Origin of the sequence: Chryseobacterium sp., assembly GCF_008014695.1 — a bacterium.
Lineage (GTDB): Bacteria > Bacteroidota > Bacteroidia > Flavobacteriales > Weeksellaceae > Kaistella.
This window is the reverse complement of sequence record NZ_VOXE01000004.1, coordinates 36,965-54,469: the sequence shown is the minus strand read 5'-3', so window position 1 is coordinate 54,469 and position 17,505 is coordinate 36,965. Positions and strand designations below refer to the sequence as shown.

The 17,505-nt window shown below is 35.4% G+C and carries 14 protein-coding genes; 10 read left to right on the top strand and 4 right to left on the bottom strand.

The features are described 5' to 3' along the window. Positions 1 to 251 precede the first annotated feature (251 nt). The 7 genes from FUA25_RS11190 (at position 252) to FUA25_RS13480 (ending at position 10,276) form a co-directional block, all read left to right on the top strand. Complete coding sequence (locus FUA25_RS11190; protein WP_147757013.1) at positions 252 to 4,655, top strand: CusA/CzcA family heavy metal efflux RND transporter; 4,404 nt, start codon at positions 252 to 254, stop codon at positions 4,653 to 4,655. Between the two features lie 23 nt (positions 4,656 to 4,678). Next, positions 4,679 to 5,875 carry an efflux RND transporter periplasmic adaptor subunit gene (locus tag FUA25_RS11185; RefSeq protein ID WP_147757012.1) on the top strand — a complete coding sequence of 399 codons (1,197 nt, stop codon included), beginning with the start codon at positions 4,679 to 4,681 and terminating at the stop codon, positions 5,873 to 5,875. 27 nt (positions 5,876 to 5,902) lie between these two features. Beyond that, positions 5,903 to 6,625, top strand: coding sequence for a ZIP family metal transporter (locus tag FUA25_RS11180; protein ID WP_147757011.1), 723 nt, complete (start codon positions 5,903 to 5,905; stop codon positions 6,623 to 6,625). A gap of 251 nt (positions 6,626 to 6,876) precedes the next feature. Beyond that, positions 6,877 to 8,835 (top strand): heavy metal translocating P-type ATPase, encoded by a 1,959-nt coding sequence (locus FUA25_RS11175; protein ID WP_147757010.1) that lies wholly within the window; start codon positions 6,877 to 6,879, stop codon positions 8,833 to 8,835. Between the two features lie 307 nt (positions 8,836 to 9,142). Further along, positions 9,143 to 9,289: a hypothetical protein gene (locus FUA25_RS13265; protein WP_185146700.1), complete on the top strand. Its 147-nt coding sequence runs from the start codon at positions 9,143 to 9,145 to the stop codon at positions 9,287 to 9,289. Positions 9,290 to 9,522: 233 nt separating this feature from the next. After that, entirely contained in the window at positions 9,523 to 10,137 is a 615-nt protein-coding gene (locus tag FUA25_RS11170) for a class I SAM-dependent methyltransferase (protein ID WP_147757009.1), read from the top strand. Between the two features lie 37 nt (positions 10,138 to 10,174). Further along, positions 10,175 to 10,276, top strand: coding sequence for a hypothetical protein (locus FUA25_RS13480; RefSeq protein WP_410493487.1), 102 nt, complete (start codon positions 10,175 to 10,177; stop codon positions 10,274 to 10,276). 374 nt (positions 10,277 to 10,650) lie between these two features. On the opposite strand, the gene FUA25_RS11160 is transcribed toward FUA25_RS13480, so the two are convergent. From FUA25_RS11160 to FUA25_RS11150, 3 genes are read right to left on the bottom strand one after another with little or no spacing between them, the layout of a single operon-like run. After that, complete coding sequence (locus FUA25_RS11160; protein ID WP_185146699.1) at positions 10,651 to 11,628, bottom strand: type II toxin-antitoxin system HipA family toxin; 978 nt, start codon at positions 11,626 to 11,628, stop codon at positions 10,651 to 10,653. Then, entirely contained in the window at positions 11,615 to 11,950 is a 336-nt protein-coding gene (locus FUA25_RS11155) for a HipA N-terminal domain-containing protein (RefSeq protein WP_076387882.1), read from the bottom strand. The genes FUA25_RS11160 and FUA25_RS11155 overlap by 14 nt, the downstream gene beginning before the upstream one ends. After that, the gene (locus FUA25_RS11150) at positions 11,947 to 12,159 is read right to left on the bottom strand and encodes a helix-turn-helix domain-containing protein (RefSeq protein ID WP_147757008.1); all 213 of its coding nucleotides are present in this window, start codon (positions 12,157 to 12,159) and stop codon (positions 11,947 to 11,949) included. The genes FUA25_RS11155 and FUA25_RS11150 overlap by 4 nt, the downstream gene beginning before the upstream one ends. Positions 12,160 to 12,554: 395 nt before the next feature. Between FUA25_RS11150 and FUA25_RS11145 the strand changes: the two genes are divergently transcribed. After that, positions 12,555 to 14,417, top strand: a complete 1,863-nt coding sequence (locus FUA25_RS11145; RefSeq protein ID WP_147757007.1) for a T9SS type A sorting domain-containing protein — start codon at positions 12,555 to 12,557, stop codon at positions 14,415 to 14,417. A 50-nt stretch (positions 14,418 to 14,467) separates the two neighbouring features. Here FUA25_RS11145 and FUA25_RS13405 read toward each other — a convergent pair whose 3' ends face one another. Then, positions 14,468 to 14,602 carry a hypothetical protein gene (locus tag FUA25_RS13405; protein ID WP_262712210.1) on the bottom strand — a complete coding sequence of 45 codons (135 nt, stop codon included), beginning with the start codon at positions 14,600 to 14,602 and terminating at the stop codon, positions 14,468 to 14,470. 898 nt (positions 14,603 to 15,500) lie between these two features. Here FUA25_RS13405 and FUA25_RS11135 point away from each other — a divergent pair. Then, positions 15,501 to 16,178: a response regulator transcription factor gene (locus FUA25_RS11135; protein ID WP_147757006.1), complete on the top strand. Its 678-nt coding sequence runs from the start codon at positions 15,501 to 15,503 to the stop codon at positions 16,176 to 16,178. Continuing rightward, the gene (locus FUA25_RS11130; protein WP_147757005.1) at positions 16,175 to 17,428 is read left to right on the top strand and encodes a sensor histidine kinase; all 1,254 of its coding nucleotides are present in this window, start codon (positions 16,175 to 16,177) and stop codon (positions 17,426 to 17,428) included. The genes FUA25_RS11135 and FUA25_RS11130 overlap by 4 nt, the downstream gene beginning before the upstream one ends. Positions 17,429 to 17,505 lie beyond the last annotated feature (77 nt).

Here is a 17,505-nt window from a genome sequence, read left to right as displayed (position 1 = left end):
CCTGCAGTTGTTGTGGTAGAAATGTGGTAGTATATCAACAAATTCCTGCCAACTTTATTTATCATTTTTCAAACGAATTCTATTCATCAGAATTTTTTCATATTCCAAATCCATACTCCAACTACTTTGGCAGTGTCTGGCAACCGCCTCAATTAGGTTAGTATCATTAAATAAAAATAACGGTTTGTACTCTTTTGCGAACTGGTAATTTTTGTTATCTAAATTTTACTTTAATCTAATTTTCTTTATCAATGCTAAATAAAATCATTGAATTCTCCATCAATAATAAATTGGTGATCGGGATTTTCACACTTGCTTTAATTATATGGGGCGTTATGTCCCTTCGAACTCTTCCCATAGATGCAGTACCCGATATTACAAATAATCAGGTGCAGGTAATAACATTAAGTCCATCACTGGCAACGCAGGAAATAGAACAGTTTATTTCTTACCCTATCGAACAGACAATGTCTACTATTCCCGAAATTCAGGAAGTGCGGTCTATTTCTCGCTTTGGTTTATCTGTAGTTACTATTATTTTTCATGACGACATAGATATTTACTGGGCACGCCAGCAAGTCTCTGAACGGCTTCCTGAAGCCAAAAGTTCCATTCCAGCCGGTCTTGGAAATCCGGAAATGGCGCCAGTTTCTACTGGTTTAGGTGAAATTTACCAATATACGGTACATGCTAAACCTGGCTTTGAGGATAAATATGATGCTACCAAACTGCGAACAATACAAGACTGGATTATTAGAAAACAATTACTAGGTACGCCGGGAATTGCAGAAGTAAATAGTTTTGGAGGTTTTTTGAAACAGTATGAAATTGCACTAAATATAAATCAATTACGGAGTTACAATTTATCTATTTCTGATATTTTCACAGCACTGGAAAAAAACAATCAGAATACTGGTGGTTCATATATTGATAAAAAACCCAATGCCTATTTTATCAGAAGCCAGGGATTGATCACAAGTCTTGCAGATATTGAAAGGATTGTAGTCAAAAATTCGGAGAGTGGTCTGCCTATAACCATCAGAGATGTTGCAAAAGTTCAGTTTGGGACTGCTACTCGCTACGGTGCACTTACCCGAAATGATAAAGAAGCAGTTGGTGGAATTGTAATGCTATTGAAAGATAATAATGCTTCTGAAGTAGTTGGGCGAGTAAAGGATAAAATAGACCAAATACGGAAAACTTTACCTGACGGTGTAGAGATAGAACCCTTTCTAGACAGAAGTGAATTTGTAGATAGAGCCATGAGTACTGTGCAAAAAAACTTAATAGAAGGGGCATTAATTGTAGTATTAGTTTTAGTTCTTTTTCTTGGGAATATTCGTTCAGGCTTAATTGTGGCTTCTGTAATACCTTTAGCAATGCTATTTGCCGTAGCATTGATGAAAGTTTTTGGAGTATCTGGAAACTTAATGAGTCTTGGGGCGATCGATTTTGGATTAATTGTAGATGGTGCTGTAATTATCGTGGAGGCAACCATGCATCACATGAGGAAGTTGAAAACAGGAAAAATTTCGCAGGGAGAAATGGATATTCAGGTTTCCGGTTCTGCAAAAAAAATGATGAACTCGGCAGCCTTTGGCCAACTTATTATTTTAATTGTCTATTTACCAATATTGGCTTTGGTAGGAATTGAAGGCAAAATGTTTCGCCCGATGGCACAAACGGTTTCTTTTGCAATATTTGGAGCATTAATTCTTTCGCTTACTTATGTACCGATGATCAGTTCGCTTTTATTGAGTAAGAATATTACGCATAAAAAGAATTTTTCTGATAAAATGATGGAAAAATTTCAGCGTATTTATGATCCGTTGATTAATGGTGCACTGCGATTTAAAAAAACTGTTTTGATTGTTGCAATTACGCTTCTCGGATTGTCAGCAGTTATTTTCAATTCTCTTGGTGGTGAGTTTCTACCAACGCTGGAGGAAGGAGATTTTGCTGTAGAAACAAGATTATTGGTAGGAAGTTCGCTGGAGCAGACCGTTGAAAAAATAGAGCAGGCATCAAGTTTATTAATGAAAACTTATCCGGAAGTGAAGGAAGTTGTGGGTAAGATTGGCGCATCCGAGATTCCTACAGATCCAATGCCTATAGAGGCTACAGATATTACGATATTATTGAAACCTAAAAAAGAGTGGACAAGTGCAGATACCCGGGAAGAATTAGCGGAGAAAATGCAGAAAACTTTAGAACAGGTTCCAGGTGTTACTTTCGGTTTTTCTCAACCTATACAATTACGGACCAACGAATTGATTTCAGGTGTAAGACAGGATGTCGGTATCAAAATTTTCGGCGATGATTTAGAAACGCTTTCAGATTTAGCAAAAAAAATAGGGGCGTTAATTCCCTCAATAGATGGTGCGGAAGATTTGTATGTAGAACAAGTGAGTGGTTTACCGCAAATTTCCATCAAATTGAACCGAGACAATATCGCCCGATATGGGTTAAATGTTGAAGAAATAAATAATGCAATTAACACTGCATTTGCTGGTGGTGTTGCCGGAACGGTATTCGAAGGAGAAAAACGTTTTGATTTAGTAGTTAGGTTAGAACAAGGAGAACGCCAAAGTATTGAAGATGTAAAAAGGCTCTTTGTTACTGCTAGTAATGGAAATCAGATTCCTTTGGAGCAGGTTGCAGATGTAAGTTACCAATTGGCACCCAATCAAATACAGCGAGAAGATGCCAAAAGGAGAATTATTGTTGGCTTTAATGTTCGGGGTAGAGATATTGCCTCTGTAGTAAAAGACGTTCAGGCAAAAATTGACGAAAAAATTAAAATGCCTACTGGTTATTTCATAACGTATGGAGGCCAATTTAAAAATCTGGAAGAAGCTAATAAGAGATTATCTATTGCAGTGCCCGTTGCATTGGGATTAATTCTTTTGCTGCTTTATTTTGCGTTTGGCTCTTTAAAATATTCATTATTAATTTTTACTGCAATCCCGATGTCAGCCATAGGTGGAATATTTGCCCTTTGGTTAAGAGGTTTACCTTTTAGTATTTCGGCTGGTGTAGGCTTTATTGCTTTGTTTGGTGTGGCGGTTTTAAATGGAATCGTATTAATAACAGAGTTTAATCAACTTAAAAAACAAGGAATGAAAGATATTAAACAAAGAATTCTCGCAGGTACTGCTATAAGATTAAGACCGGTTTTAATGACTGCTACCGTTGCATCATTAGGATTTTTACCTATGGCATTGGCAACCGGAGCAGGAGGAGAAGTACAAAAACCATTAGCAACAGTTGTTATAGGTGGTTTGTTCACCGCAACATTTCTTACACTTGTACTTTTGCCGGTACTTTACTCTTATGTGGAGAATATAAAACCTTCCCGACGTAAGTTGAAAAATACAAAAATTGCAGGATCAGCAACAATTATTCTTTTGTTTTTACTCTCAGGTTTTAATAATGGAGTTAAAGGTCAAATTACGACAAATTCATATTCATCTTCATCTTTAGGAACGATAGATTTGAATTCAGCAATTTCTGCTTCCCTGGAGTCCAATCCAAACACAAGGGTTGCAAAATTAGGAGAGGAATACCAGTCTGCATTAAAAGGTTCTGTAAAAGATTACGGAAAAACAAACATCAATCTTACTTTCGGACAGTACAACAGTCTTATTGCTTATGATAACAATATTACCATAAGCCAAAATATTCCTAATCCGGTTTATTTGAAAAGACTGACAGAACTGGCAGATGCAAATATAAACGCGTCCAAAATGCAGGCAGGGATTTATAAAAATCAGATAACCTATCAGGTAAAAAGTATTTATTATAGTTTACTCTACAGAAAAGAACAGAGAAAATTAAATGAGGATTTGATTACGCTTTACGAGAAAATACTTCGTGCCGCAGACATAAGATTCCGAACTGGTGAAACCAATATTTTAGAAAGATACAATGCTAATACCAGATTGCAGGAAGCGATTTCGCAAAAATTACAGACTGAAGAATATATAAAAATTCATCTGGAGCAACTGAAAAGATATACTGGAAATCAAACGATCGAAGATATCACAGACAAAACGCTTACTGAAAAATTTCTAGATGTATCACCACAGAGCGCAATTTTTAATAATAATCCAGACTTGCTTGCTTTGAAAAGCCAGATAGAAGTCGCTAAAGAAGAAATCAGAGTTGAAAAAAGCAGGTTACTTCCCGATTTTAGCGTCGGTTATTTTAATCAATCATTAGTTGGGAATTTTGAAAAAAATGGAGTTTCGAAGTTTTATGGAGTAGATAAAAGATTTCAGGGTGTAGAATTGGGAATAAGCATACCCATTTTTGCAAAGGCGCAAAAAGCAAAAATCAAAGCCGCAGAAATTAACCAGCAAATACAGGAAGCAAAAGTAGATGCATTTTCTTTCAGTCTTTCTCAACGGGGTTCTACACTGCTTTCGGACCTAAAACGGTTGCAAATCCAGATCAATTTTTATAGGGAAACAGCATTGCCACAGGCAAAGTTGCTTATTACAAAATCACAGCGTGCCTTTGAGGTTGGAGAAATGGATTATTACCAGGTTAGTCAATCCATAAACAACGCCGTGGAAGTCCAAAAACAATACATCGAAAGTTTAAATCAATATAATCAAACAGCCATCGAACTGGAATTAATTTCTGGTTTATAATAAATAATTAAAGTTCCAAAATCATGAGTAAATCAAAATATTTATATATCATCGTCTTAAGTTTTATGTTGTCAGCCTGTAATTCCGATAAAAAGGAAGAAACAGCAGTCACGGCAAATGTAGAAGTTCCGCACGATGCAAACAGCGTAGAATTTAGTGAAGCGCAGTACAAAAGTGTGGGAATGGAATTGGGAAATATAACCAATACTAATCTTTCCAATTATATCAAAGCCTCTGGAGCTATTGAAGTTCCACCGCAAAATCTGACCAGTATCACCTCTTCTTTTGGAGGTCATGTAAAATCCATGAACGTAATCGAAGGAAAATATATCGGTAAAGGTACTGTGGTAGCGACGATAGAAAATCCTGAATTTCTACAGATACAGCAGGATTACATGGAAAGCAGTAGTCAGATGTCCTATTTAAGACAAGATCTTGCACGCCAAAAAGAATTGGTGAAAGAAAATATTGCAGCCAGAAAATCTTTGCAGCGCGCTCAAAGTGAGTATAATAGTATGTCTGCAAGAGTTGCAGGATTACGGGCAAGATTGCAAGTCGCGAACATCAATCCGGCTTCTGTTGCAAGAGGAAATATATCTGCACGCGCCAATATTTATGCACCACAAAGCGGATACGTTACCAAAGTATACACCAACATCGGTAAATATGTTGGAACTAATGAGGTTGTCGCAGATATTGCAAATACAGGTAATATGATGGTAAAAGTGCAGGTTTTTGAAAAAGATGTTGCAAAAATAAACGTTGGTCAAATTATTCGATTTCAGGCTACTGGTGACGCCGAGGAAAAAACTGCTAAAGTTTATCTGATAGGGAAAGATATACACGGAGACAGAACTGTAGATGTTTTGGCAAGAATTCAGAATGTATCTCAAAATCTGTTGCCGGGGATGTTTGTAAATGCTATCATAGAACTTGGATCTGTGGAAACACCAGCATTGCCAGATGCGGCAATTGTAGGTTCCGGAGGTAAGAATTTTATTTTTATTTTAGAAAAAACTTTAGAAAAAACCAAAGATAAAGATGGGAATGAAAAAGAAAAACAATATATCTTTAGGAAGGTAGAAGTGCAAACCGGTGTAAGCGAAAATGGTTTTACCGCGGTTACTTTGCCTGCAAAATTTAACGATTCTGGCAAAGTGGTTTTAAAAGGCGCGTATGATTTGCTTTCTAAAATGAATAATATGGAAGAGGAAGAATAATTTTTATAAATTTAATTTTTTAAATAAATGATCAGTCTTTCAAATATTTTATTATTTGCACTTATTCCTGTTGCTACAATGCTTATAGGAGGTAGCATCGCTATCTTCAAACAGCCTTCCGGAAATGTGCGGAGTTTGATACTGCATTTTGCTGCAGGGGTAGTTTTTTCTGTGGTGGCTGTAGAAATTTTACCAGATGTAGTCAAAATCCATAAAGCAGTCCAAACAATCATAGGTTTTGCATTGGGGTTTTTGCTCATGATTTTAGTTAAAAAATTAACATCAAAAAGTGAAACTGTGGAAAATTCCACAGGTAGTATTCCTTGGGGTTTGTTAATTGCCATAGGGGTGGACATTTTTATCGATGGTCTGCTTTTAGGAATTGCCTTTCATGCAGGAAATACAGAAGGGATTTTACTCGCAATTGCATTAAGTTTAGAACTGTTATCCCTCGGTATCGCCACTGCGACAGAATTGGGAACCAAAAAGTTTTCTACTGGGAAAAAAATACTTTGGATTAGCATTTTGGCCTCATTATTCTTCATAAGTGCACTTCTGGGTGCGACGCTGCTTAATAATTTAAGCCACAGTGCGATGGAAATAGTCTTGTCTTTTGGTCTTGCCGCATTGCTATTTTTGGTTACCGAAGAATTACTGAAAGAAGCACATGAAGAAAAGGAAACTGTTTGGCATACTGCCGCGTTTTTTGGCGGATTTTTATTATTTATGATTTTAGGGATGTACGCATAGATGTTGAACTATTGAATGAGAATAGTTTTTATTTAAAGAATTAAATGGAGGAAATAGAAAAGGGTTGTATGAAGATGTAAAAGTTGATGAGATACACCTTTCAGATTATGTAAAATTGCTATCAGGCGAGAAAATAAATGGCAGGAATGGACAGCGAACGTGATGGATTTATTCACAAAGTCCTAAGTGAAATATTTTAAAATTAAAGATAAAGAACAGGCAATGGCTTGGGTAAATAAATAACATAAAAAATGGCAAAAAAGAAATTAAACTTACGGGATTTAGGTACGGAAAAGCATTCCGGGGAGCACTCCCACGATGATGGACATAATCACGATAATTCTGACAAAACAACGCTAAAAATGTTTTTGCCGGCCATTATCTCCTTCACTTTATTGATAGTTGCCATTGCACTGGATAATTGGATTACACAAAATTGGTTCACAGGTTGGGTAAGAATTGTCTGTTACATTGTCGCGTATATTCCCGTGGGATTACCAGTTTTGAAAGAGGCACTTGATAGTATGCGAAAAAGTGATTTCTTTTCAGAATTTCTTTTAATGAGCATCGCTACAATTGGTGCATTCGCAATTGGAGAATATCCGGAAGGTGTAGCGGTAATGCTTTTCTACGCTGTTGGTGAAGTTTTTCAAACCCTTGCAGTACAGAGAGCAAAATCCGATATCAAAACATTATTAGACCAAAGACCAGATGAAGTTACCGTTTTAAAAGATAACCAAGCAACAACTGTGAAGGCAGAATCTGTAGAAATCGGAGATATTATCCAACTAAAATCTGGCGAAAAATTAGGTTTAGATGGAGAATTGATTTCAGAAAAAGGTTCATTTAATACTGCGGCACTCACGGGAGAAAGCAAACCAGATTCCAAATCTAAAGGTGAAACCGTTTTAGCAGGAATGATAAACCTAAATACAGTGGTGCAAGTGAAAGTAACTACCGCATATAAGGATAGTAAACTTTCTAAAATATTAGAATTGGTACAAAATGCAACTTCACAGAAAGCACCCACAGAATTATTTATAAGAAAATTTGCAAAAATCTACACACCAATCGTGGTAATATTGGCTGTTCTCATTACCATAATTCCAATGTTTTTCGTACAGGATTATACTTTCAGCAAATGGCTTTACAGGGCTCTGGTTTTCTTGGTAATAAGTTGTCCTTGTGCATTGGTAATTAGTATTCCACTAGGATATTTCGGAGGAATTGGCGCTGCAAGTAAAAACGGTATTTTGTTTAAAGGCAGCAACTTTTTAGACGTTATTGCTACTATAAAGAATGTTGTGATAGATAAAACAGGCACAATGACGGAAGGTGTTTTCAAAGTTCAGGAAGTTATTATTCAGCCAGATTTTGATGAAAAAACAATTTTGGCGATGGTCAATAAATTGGAAAGTCAAAGTACACATCCGGTAGCAACTGCGATTCATAATTTTGTTGGAGAATTGGATTCAAAAATAGCATTGGAGAATGTAGAAGAAATTTCAGGTCACGGTTTAAAGGCAAACGTAAACGGAAAAGAATTATTAGTCGGTAATTTCAAATTATTAGACAAATTTTCTGTTAAATATGATTTAGACCCAAGTTCAATTGTTTATACTACCATCGCAATTGCGTATGATAATAAATTTGCTGGCTATTTGACCATCGCAGATTCGATAAAAGAAGATGCGCAAGATGCGGTTACTAAACTGCATAATCTTAATGTGAAAGTAACGATGTTAAGCGGTGACAAAACCAACGTCGTAGAACTTGTTGCAAAAGAATTAGGGATTGATACGGCTTTCGGAGATCTACTGCCCGAAGATAAGGTAGAAAAATTGAAAGCGATTAAAAGCAAAAGCGAGAGTGTAGCATTTGTGGGCGATGGCGTAAATGACGCTCCGGTCGTCGCACTTTCAGACGTAGGAATTGCAATGGGTGGATTGGGAAGCGATGCTACTATTGAAACCGCGGACGTTGTAATTCAGGATGATAAGCCGAGTAAAATTGCAATGGCCATAAATATTGGAAAGCAGACAAAAAAAATCGTTTGGCAAAATATCATTCTGGCATTTGCCGTGAAAGCCGTTGTTTTAGTTTTAGGAGCAGGAGGTTTGGCAACAATGTGGGAAGCGGTTTTCGCGGATGTTGGTGTGGCATTATTGGCAATTTTAAACGCTGTAAGGATACAGCGGATAAAATTTTGACGAAAGCATCGAGTAAAAAATTGATCACTTTATTATAAATCCTTATTTTAGCATTTGCTAAATAAACAAATTAACTACTTTTACAGGATGGATAATACTGAGTGCATTTATTGGTTTGTTTATTTTACCAAGGACTTTTAGTTTATTGACAGAATCGGTAGATATTTTATTAGAAGGGGTTCCGAAAGATGTAGATTTTTAAACCCTTGAAAAATACCTTGTAGAAAAAACAGAAGTTGGAGCCGTTCACGATTTGCACGGTTGGTCATTAACTTCTGGTGTAAATGCTTTAAATGGTCATATTATTATGAAACCAGACACCACTATTTCAGAAATGAACGATATATTATTTGCTATTAAGAAAGAACTAAATGCAACCTATAAAATTAATCATACCACATTAGAAGTTCCTATTGATAAAGAAGATTATACTCCAAATAATATCTCATTGTAAATACTAATAATTACCCTTAACAGTGGCGTAAAAATTGCTTATATGTATGACAATATTAACATAAATAACTTTAAAAATGAATAACCAGTTAAACTGTTGGAAATGTGTAGTAATGCTATCTTGTCTGTTAGGATTGGCTACGGGTTTTTCGGCGTAAATTTGCCACTCAAAAAATGAACAGGGTTATTGATGAAAAACATCTATAACCCTGTTTTTAGTTAAAAGTTAAAAAAATGAATCAGAATAAACAACACTGGGAAAAGGTATTTTCAACCAAAAGCCCAAATGAAGTGAGCTGGACCCAAGAATATCCCAAAACTTCAATGGATTATTTAGGAAATTTTAATTTGCCTAAAACCGCCAATATCATTGATGTTGGCGGTGGCGATAGTAATTTAGTAGATGCTTTACTAGAAAAAGGATATGAGAACATTTGGGTACTAGATATTTCTGCTACTGCATTAGAAAAAGCTAAAAAGCGATTAGGCGATAAAGCTGACCAAGTACATTGGATTGTTTCGGATATTACAGAATTTGAAACTGATGTTAAATTTGATTTCTGGCAAGATCGAGCAGTTTTTCATTTTCTTACAGATGATGAACGTATTCAAAAATATGCACATTTAGTAAGTCAATCCATCAATGAAAACGGTCATTTTTTATTAGGCACATTTTCAGAAAATGGACCTCTAAAATGCAGCGGATTAGAAATAAAGCAATACTCTGAAAGTCTGATGAGAGAAACTTTTTCCAGAAATTTCGAAGCTGTAAAATGCTTTACGGAAAATCATACAACACCATTTAATACCACGCAGAATTTTCAGTTTTGCGGATTTAAAAAAAAATAATAGTAATAGATGATATTTCATTTAAAAATCCTTACTCATTTTTATACTTGCAGGATTTTGTGAAATTGGCGGTGGTTATTGGTTTTGGTTAAAGGAAGGTAAGCTTGTTTGGTATGGCGTTTTTTGGGAATTATTTTAGCTTTGTATGGCTATGTGATGACGCTACAAGCCCAATCATTTGGAAAATTCTATAAAACAATTATTATTTCGCTGCTATATATCACTGCGCTTTAAATTTCTATATCTGAGTATCTCAAGCCGGTAAACATCGAAACATAAAAACGTCTCTGGATATGCAAATAAATTGATAAAACTTTTGGAAGTTGATAGTGAAAGCAAAGAATAGGATGATTTAGAAAAGACAGTCCAGAAGGTGATGTTCTCAGAACATGATACTTTCAAAAAGTTCAATTGATATTTGCAACAGCTTACAATAAAGGTGGATGTTATTGTTTTTAAGAAATTGCGGTAAGGTAAAGAATAACTATTTAAAAAAAATCTCACGATTCTCTTTCAAGAGATTTTCTTCAATCTCGTCTGATAACGCTGTATAAAATTTCTTTTAAGTTGTTCACTGAGAAAGGAACGGTTAGTCAATTGAATTACTTCATTCTCTTGAGAAGTTAAATTTTTGAAAATTTTGGATATTGTTTTTTCTGGTATTTCAGCTTTTTGACTTAACAAAATAAACCGCTCTTTTATTTTTCCTTTTGCAACGGATTTTGGTAAAAGACCATCGCTTAAAGCAAAATCGGCATCTTCAATATGAATTTTGGTATTGAGTAGATCATAAGCCGGACTTAATTTAAAATCACCTTGCTCTGTTTCTATTACAGAAAAGTTTTTTAGATGAGCATCTCCATTTGAAAATAAATAATTGAAAAGAATTAATGTGAAAAGTTTTGGTGCTTCTACTTTTGAGGCAGGTGCAAATTTTTTCAATGCTTCAAAAAGTTCCAAGTAATTTCCTTGATATTTGTACTGTTCACCGTGCGTTGCAGGTGATTTTTGCAATAGAGAAGCAAAATCCTCAACAGCTAATTTTTCCCCGTTTTTTTTGACATCAAATCTTTTCGTAAGATATGCGGGTTTTCCATTTTCAAAGAATATCAAAGCATTTTCCGCAGTTTCTATTTTAAAAATTTGCTGTGCGATTTGCATCGTGAGATGTTCGTTTGCTGGTGCAAACTCACTGTTTTTTGGAAGGTCTGAAATCGGCTTCAAAATGTATTGTCCGCGCTCATTTTCAGTCGTTAACCGTAATTTCGAATTTTCGATGAGCAATGAGTATTTTTCCTGAAAACCTGAAATAGAAATATGCAGTTGATTTTCATTAAATACCGACCGCTCTTTGGAATCTGATGGGGATGTGTAGGGTAGAACAGGACTGATTTTTTTACCGTCAAACATTTTCTTTAAAACAATCGGACTGTAAGTATCAAAACCTTTTGTGAGTTTTCCTGGACAATATTTTATTTTATGCTGATCCATTTTTAATTCTTTCAATAGTTATAGCTCCCACTGTATCTGTGTTTGCAGTAGTTAAAAGAATTCCGAAAGCATCGGATTCATCAATTTTGTAAGTTTGGCAAACCATTCTTTTATTAATTCCTTCTGGCAAAAGATGGTAGAAAAATGGGAATAATTCTTTAGAGACGAATTCTTTCTGTGTCTTAGGTAGCGTCAGGCTTATGGGAGGTTTATTGGTGTCCAACAGCCAATCCTGATCATATTGAAAAATGAAGCTGCCATCATCATTTTGCTTCAGCACTCCGGCTGGTTGACCTTTGTATAAGACTTTTGCGGATCTCATTGGTTAATGTTTTTAATTTCCAATTTAATTTCCAAACCTAAAGCATCGCAAATTTTTTGCAATGTTTCTAGCGTTGGATTTCCTTTTCCGCTTTCCAACTGTTTCAAGGTACGAAGTCCTACACTAGAAATTTCCGCAAGTGTTTCCTGCGTTACATCTAAAATTTTTCTCCGTTCTTTGATTTGTACTATTAAATCATTTAGTGTCATATATTACACTTTTAAGTACAAATATACATCATTATTTTAATAATTAAATCAGAAGTGTTATTTAATGCACTTCTTTAAGTTTAGTTTTGAAGTTTTTACAATTTGGACATTAAAGAGCTATTTATTGCACTTTTATATCTTTTTATTAATCCTCCTTCATTTCGTATTAAGGTCGCCCTTTTGCATAATTGATCGAAAAACAATGGCGTAAACGCCTAATTATTCTTCATTTCATTCTTACGATATAAACATAATTCTATGCTTAAAATAACAATATTATAATTTTTTCATAGCTTTAGCACACCAACAAATTTAAAATATGTACTATGAAACAAATTTCTATTGCAGCATGTTTGCTGTTCGCAGTGATGTATATTAATTTTTTAAATTAAAAAATGAAAAAATTATTAATAATTCTCTCATTATTTACTTTTTTAATAAAAGCCCAAAATTTCCCCTACACCCAACAATGGGGAAGTTATGTAGGAGGTAGTAGTACCGTATTAGACGATTATTATAAAGAAAATACTGGTTTTTTTGCCGATTCTCAAAATAATTTATATGTAAATGGAAATACCGATTTTTCCACCAACTATACTGCTTCCTATTACAACCAGTTTGTAATGGGAGGAGGTGCATTGGCAACTTTACCGGGAAATAATTATTATGGGGCCACATTTGCTTCCACAGGACAAATGCTGTATGGCAGTTATATTTCTAATGGCGGTAATGCTGTATTTACAACAGTAGAGCGTTTAATTGGCATTGACGGACAGGATAACAAATATTATTTCAAAAGCCAACCCGGTTTGGTATCCGGTCTTGCCACTCTTGGCGTTTGGCTCACCCAGTACACGAACACCAACAGTACCAATACCCTTACGTTAACAAAACGCAATGCGGCAGGTACACTTATCTGGACAACATATTTGCCAAACGTACCTAATGGCAATGGTAGTAATACCACCAATCAAGCATTTTCATTGCAGTTTGATGAGAACCAGAATATTTATATCAATGGACTTACGAGAGAAAATATTGCAGGGCTTGGAACACAAGGGGTGTTTCAGGAAAATTTCATTCCGTACAATATAGGAACTACTGAAATGAGTAATGATTATTTAGTTAAACTTAGCTCCGATGGGCAAAAATTATGGGCTACTTACAATGTAGCCGGTTTTGTAGATTTTGATTATTCTAACGGCCACCTTTACACTATTGGCGGTTACAATAATAGTATGCCGGGAAACCAAACCACTGCTGGAACGTTCCAACCTAATACGCCTGCAAAACAAGTATTGCAGAGTTTTAATGCTATGACCGGACAACGAGATTGGGGAACCTATTACGGGACTGCAAATACCCTTACGGATTTTGTAGGATTAATGGCTTATGATATTGAAGCCAATACCACAGGCATCTATGTAAGCGGAGATATCAGCGATACGGCAAATCCAACATATTACGGTACACCGGCTGCATTCCAACCACAGCTTTCCGGAAGCAGTGATTTGTTTTTAAGCAAATTCGATACTACCGGAAACCGGGTTTGGAGCACTTATTTCGGTAGCGCAGGAGAAGACGTTATTTCAAGTAGTGGAAACTTAACTATATTGGGAGACCGCATCGTATTCACAGGTAGTCAGCATGGGGCAGCATCGAATATTGCCACACCCGGTGCATTTCGCACCACACCTGCTAATGCCGGGGTTAATAGCAATGCCACTATGTTTTTTGCTGAGTTCAACAGTGCGGGAAACAGAATTTGGACATCGTATTTTGCAGGTCCTGCATCCAACGTTGGTTATGTTACAGAAAGGATAAATCCTGCATTCTTAAGTGATGGTTCATTGGTATTATGGGGATCAAGTAATGCTCCCACAGGGATCACAGCTGAAGGAGGGCAATATCAAACCATGACCAATCCCGTTTACAATTCCATATTCGGTTTTATTACCCGCTTTATTTACAAAGGAAGTATGGCGACTATAGAAACGGATGCGGCTGCGGATATGCAACTTTACGACAATCCAAACAACGGAGATTTCCGCATCACCGGAAGTATTTTTCAGAAAGAGAGTTGCAATATATTGATATATGATGCCACGGCAAGAGCTATATATCAGCAGAAACTTACCAAAAACAAAACGCAGGAATTTAATATCCAGCGCTATTTATCTTCAGGAAGTTATCTGATAGAAATCAAAGGCAAAGACGGCAATACACTAAAAGTATTTAAAATGATGGTGCAGAAATAGAATTTGATAGGTGATCGGAAAAACAATGGAGTAAATGCCTAAATGATATTTCAGTCCCAAAAATCCCGGTTCGGAAGAGCTGGGATTTTTTTTACCACTTTTCCGTAAGGTATTTCCTGTACCGTTTCGGGACATGCTGGATGTGAAATTTCATGTTTTTGCGCTCGTACTGTGCGTTTTTTCATTGTTTTTTCTTGAGGTTATGACCTTCTCCCACAAAGCCGTAACATCTAAAATTAGCGATTTTTCGATAATGTTATTAATGTGATGCAAAAAAATGGCGCCACTTGTCTTATAGTGGCGCCATTTGGCTTTAGTGACCCAGACTGGATTATCTTCAAACACTTTTATAGAAGACTTGGTTCGATTGAGTCAGATAAAACAGGAGTTCAAAAGTCATTATTCCAGTGAATATTTTATTAAGGGTTTATGCCAGTCGCAATATACTTTCAAAAATCAGCAAGAAGAATAATTGGCACATTAGTTCTTTATTTGACTTTGATGTTCTTGCGTCAGAACTAAAATGCAACTCTGATAACCGGCTATAAAGATTTTACAGAGATCGTGATCACGCTCATTATTGGAGCGATTTACAAAATCATCCACAGCCTTTTCTAATTCGTAAGGACTGTAGTAAGAATGCAGTTTTACAACTTTTTTATCGTTATATGGTAGCGTTAGATGTTTAGCTGAGTTTGCGGATGAGTGGGTGTTATATGATGCTGGCGTGGATTTCTTAAATTCTGCAGTATGATAAAGACAGGAAATCCTTTCTACCGGCGTCAGAATATTTCTTGCAAATTTAACATGTTGTCTTGCGCCTTAATATGTTCCCATACTTCGCTCCTCTTCTTAAAATTACTATAAAGCAATAGTCTTATATACTAGTGTTTAAAATAGATTTAACATTTATTTAAATCTTATATTTAATGATATATTATTGCTTATTCAAAAACTTGGTCTCAATTCTGTGCGAAAACTGTATTTTCTATTCCCTTTTTTCTATTATAAATTCAGAAATGCGTCTGTACCTTAAATTCAGATTTAATTCAGATTTATAAGTTAACTTGTTAAAAAATTTGTATGAAAATTTTACTAATCGAAGACGAAGAACAGCTAAGTAAAAGCATTTTGGTTTACATGAAAAGCGAAAAGTACGTTTGTGAGTTAGCAGAAGATTTTGAAGAAGCAAAAGAAAAGCTGGAATGCTATGATTACGACTGTATTTTACTGGACATTACCTTACCCAATGGCAATGGATTACATCTTCTGAAACAGTTGAAAGATGAAAAAAAGACGGATGGTGTTATCATTATTTCTGCAAAAAATTCTTTAGATGATAAAATCAATGGTTTACAGTGGGGTGCTGATGATTATCTGGCTAAACCTTTTCATCTTTCTGAATTAGGTGCGCGTATTTCAGCGGTGATTAGAAGGAGACAGTTTAAGGGAAATTCATCGATCTTGATAAACGATCTTGAGATTAATGCAGAAACGAAACTGATTTCTCACCACGGAAGGCCGATCGATTTAACAAGGAAAGAATTTGACATTCTATTATATCTTTCAGTCAATAAAAACCGCATAATCTCTAAAACTGCCATAGCAGAACATATTGCAGAAGACAATATTCAGTTTTTTGACAATTTTGATTTTCTATATGCACATATCAAAAATTTAAAGAAAAAACTGGCATTGGCAGGAGCTAAGGATTGCATAAAATCAGTATATGGAATGGGTTATAAATTAGAAGCATCATGAAGCTCACGCACTTTATTTCATTGCGCTACATCGGAGTGACGATTTTGGTTATGCTGATTTCCATTCCGCTTTTTTATATCGCCATTCAAAAGGTTTTGACTCAAAATATTGATGAAAATTTAGAAGCCCAGAAAACTAGTGTTATCAGGAAGCTTCAAAATTTACCGGCAGAAAACTTTATAACTCTTGATGACCGAATCAGTATTGAAAAAAATCCCGGACAACTTTTAGAGGAGCGAATTTTTACAAAGGATATTTATAATAAAGACGATGACGAAATGGAATCCTACCGGATTCTGGAATTTCCAATGAAAACCGAAAACGGCACTTTCAATGTGACGGTCCGCCAGTCTTTGGTAGAAAATGAAGACCTGATGAAAAGCATTCTGTATCTCCTTATTTCTGTTTTGTCCGTGTTGACCGTTACTCTTTTGCTGATCAATACACAGGTTAAAAAAAAAGTATGGAAACCCTTTTACCATACTTTAGAGGAGTTACAGAAATTCCGTGTTGATCATGCCGATGATTTAAATTTGGTACCCAGTAAAATCAATGAACTGAATGATTTGAATAATTCTTTGAGCAAACTGTCTGCAACAAACAAAAAAGTCTATCAATCACAAAAAGAGTTTACCGAAAACGCCTCGCATGAGTTGCAAACACCCCTCGCAATTGTACAGAATAATATTGAACTCCTTTGGCAAACGGATTTTATTTCAGAACAACAGGCTGAAATCCTAAACGATATTTCGAATGCCAATACAAGAATGAGCAAATTGAATCAGGCACTGTTACTTCTATCTAAAATTGAAAACAGACAGTTCACAAATATTCAGCCTGTTAACCTGAATCTTCTTGTAGATTCTTTTATTAAAAACTATAGCGAACAGATTAAATTTAAAAACCTGACCCTAAAAAAAGATTTTTCGAAAGTCCTGGTTGTGGAAATCGATTTTAGTTTAGTGGAAGTGCTGGTCGGAAATTTACTTTTTAATGCCTTAAAATACGCGCCGGAAAATAGTGAAGTGGAAATCATATTTAGCAAAGATGAAATGAAAATATCCAACAAAGCTGAAGGGATTGCATTGGATCCTGATAAATTATTTAAAAGATTTCAACGCCAAAGTACGCAGGAAAAAGGAACTGGTTTAGGTTTGGAAATCGCTAAGGAGATTGCAAATTCATTTCACTTAATTTTAAATTACAGTTTCGCAGAAAACAGACATCAGTTTATTTTAAAGCGGAAATAATCCATACAATCCTATCCTAAACCTGATAAATTCAGATTGTCCACAGAATTTCTGAGCAATTTTGAATCAAATTTTGA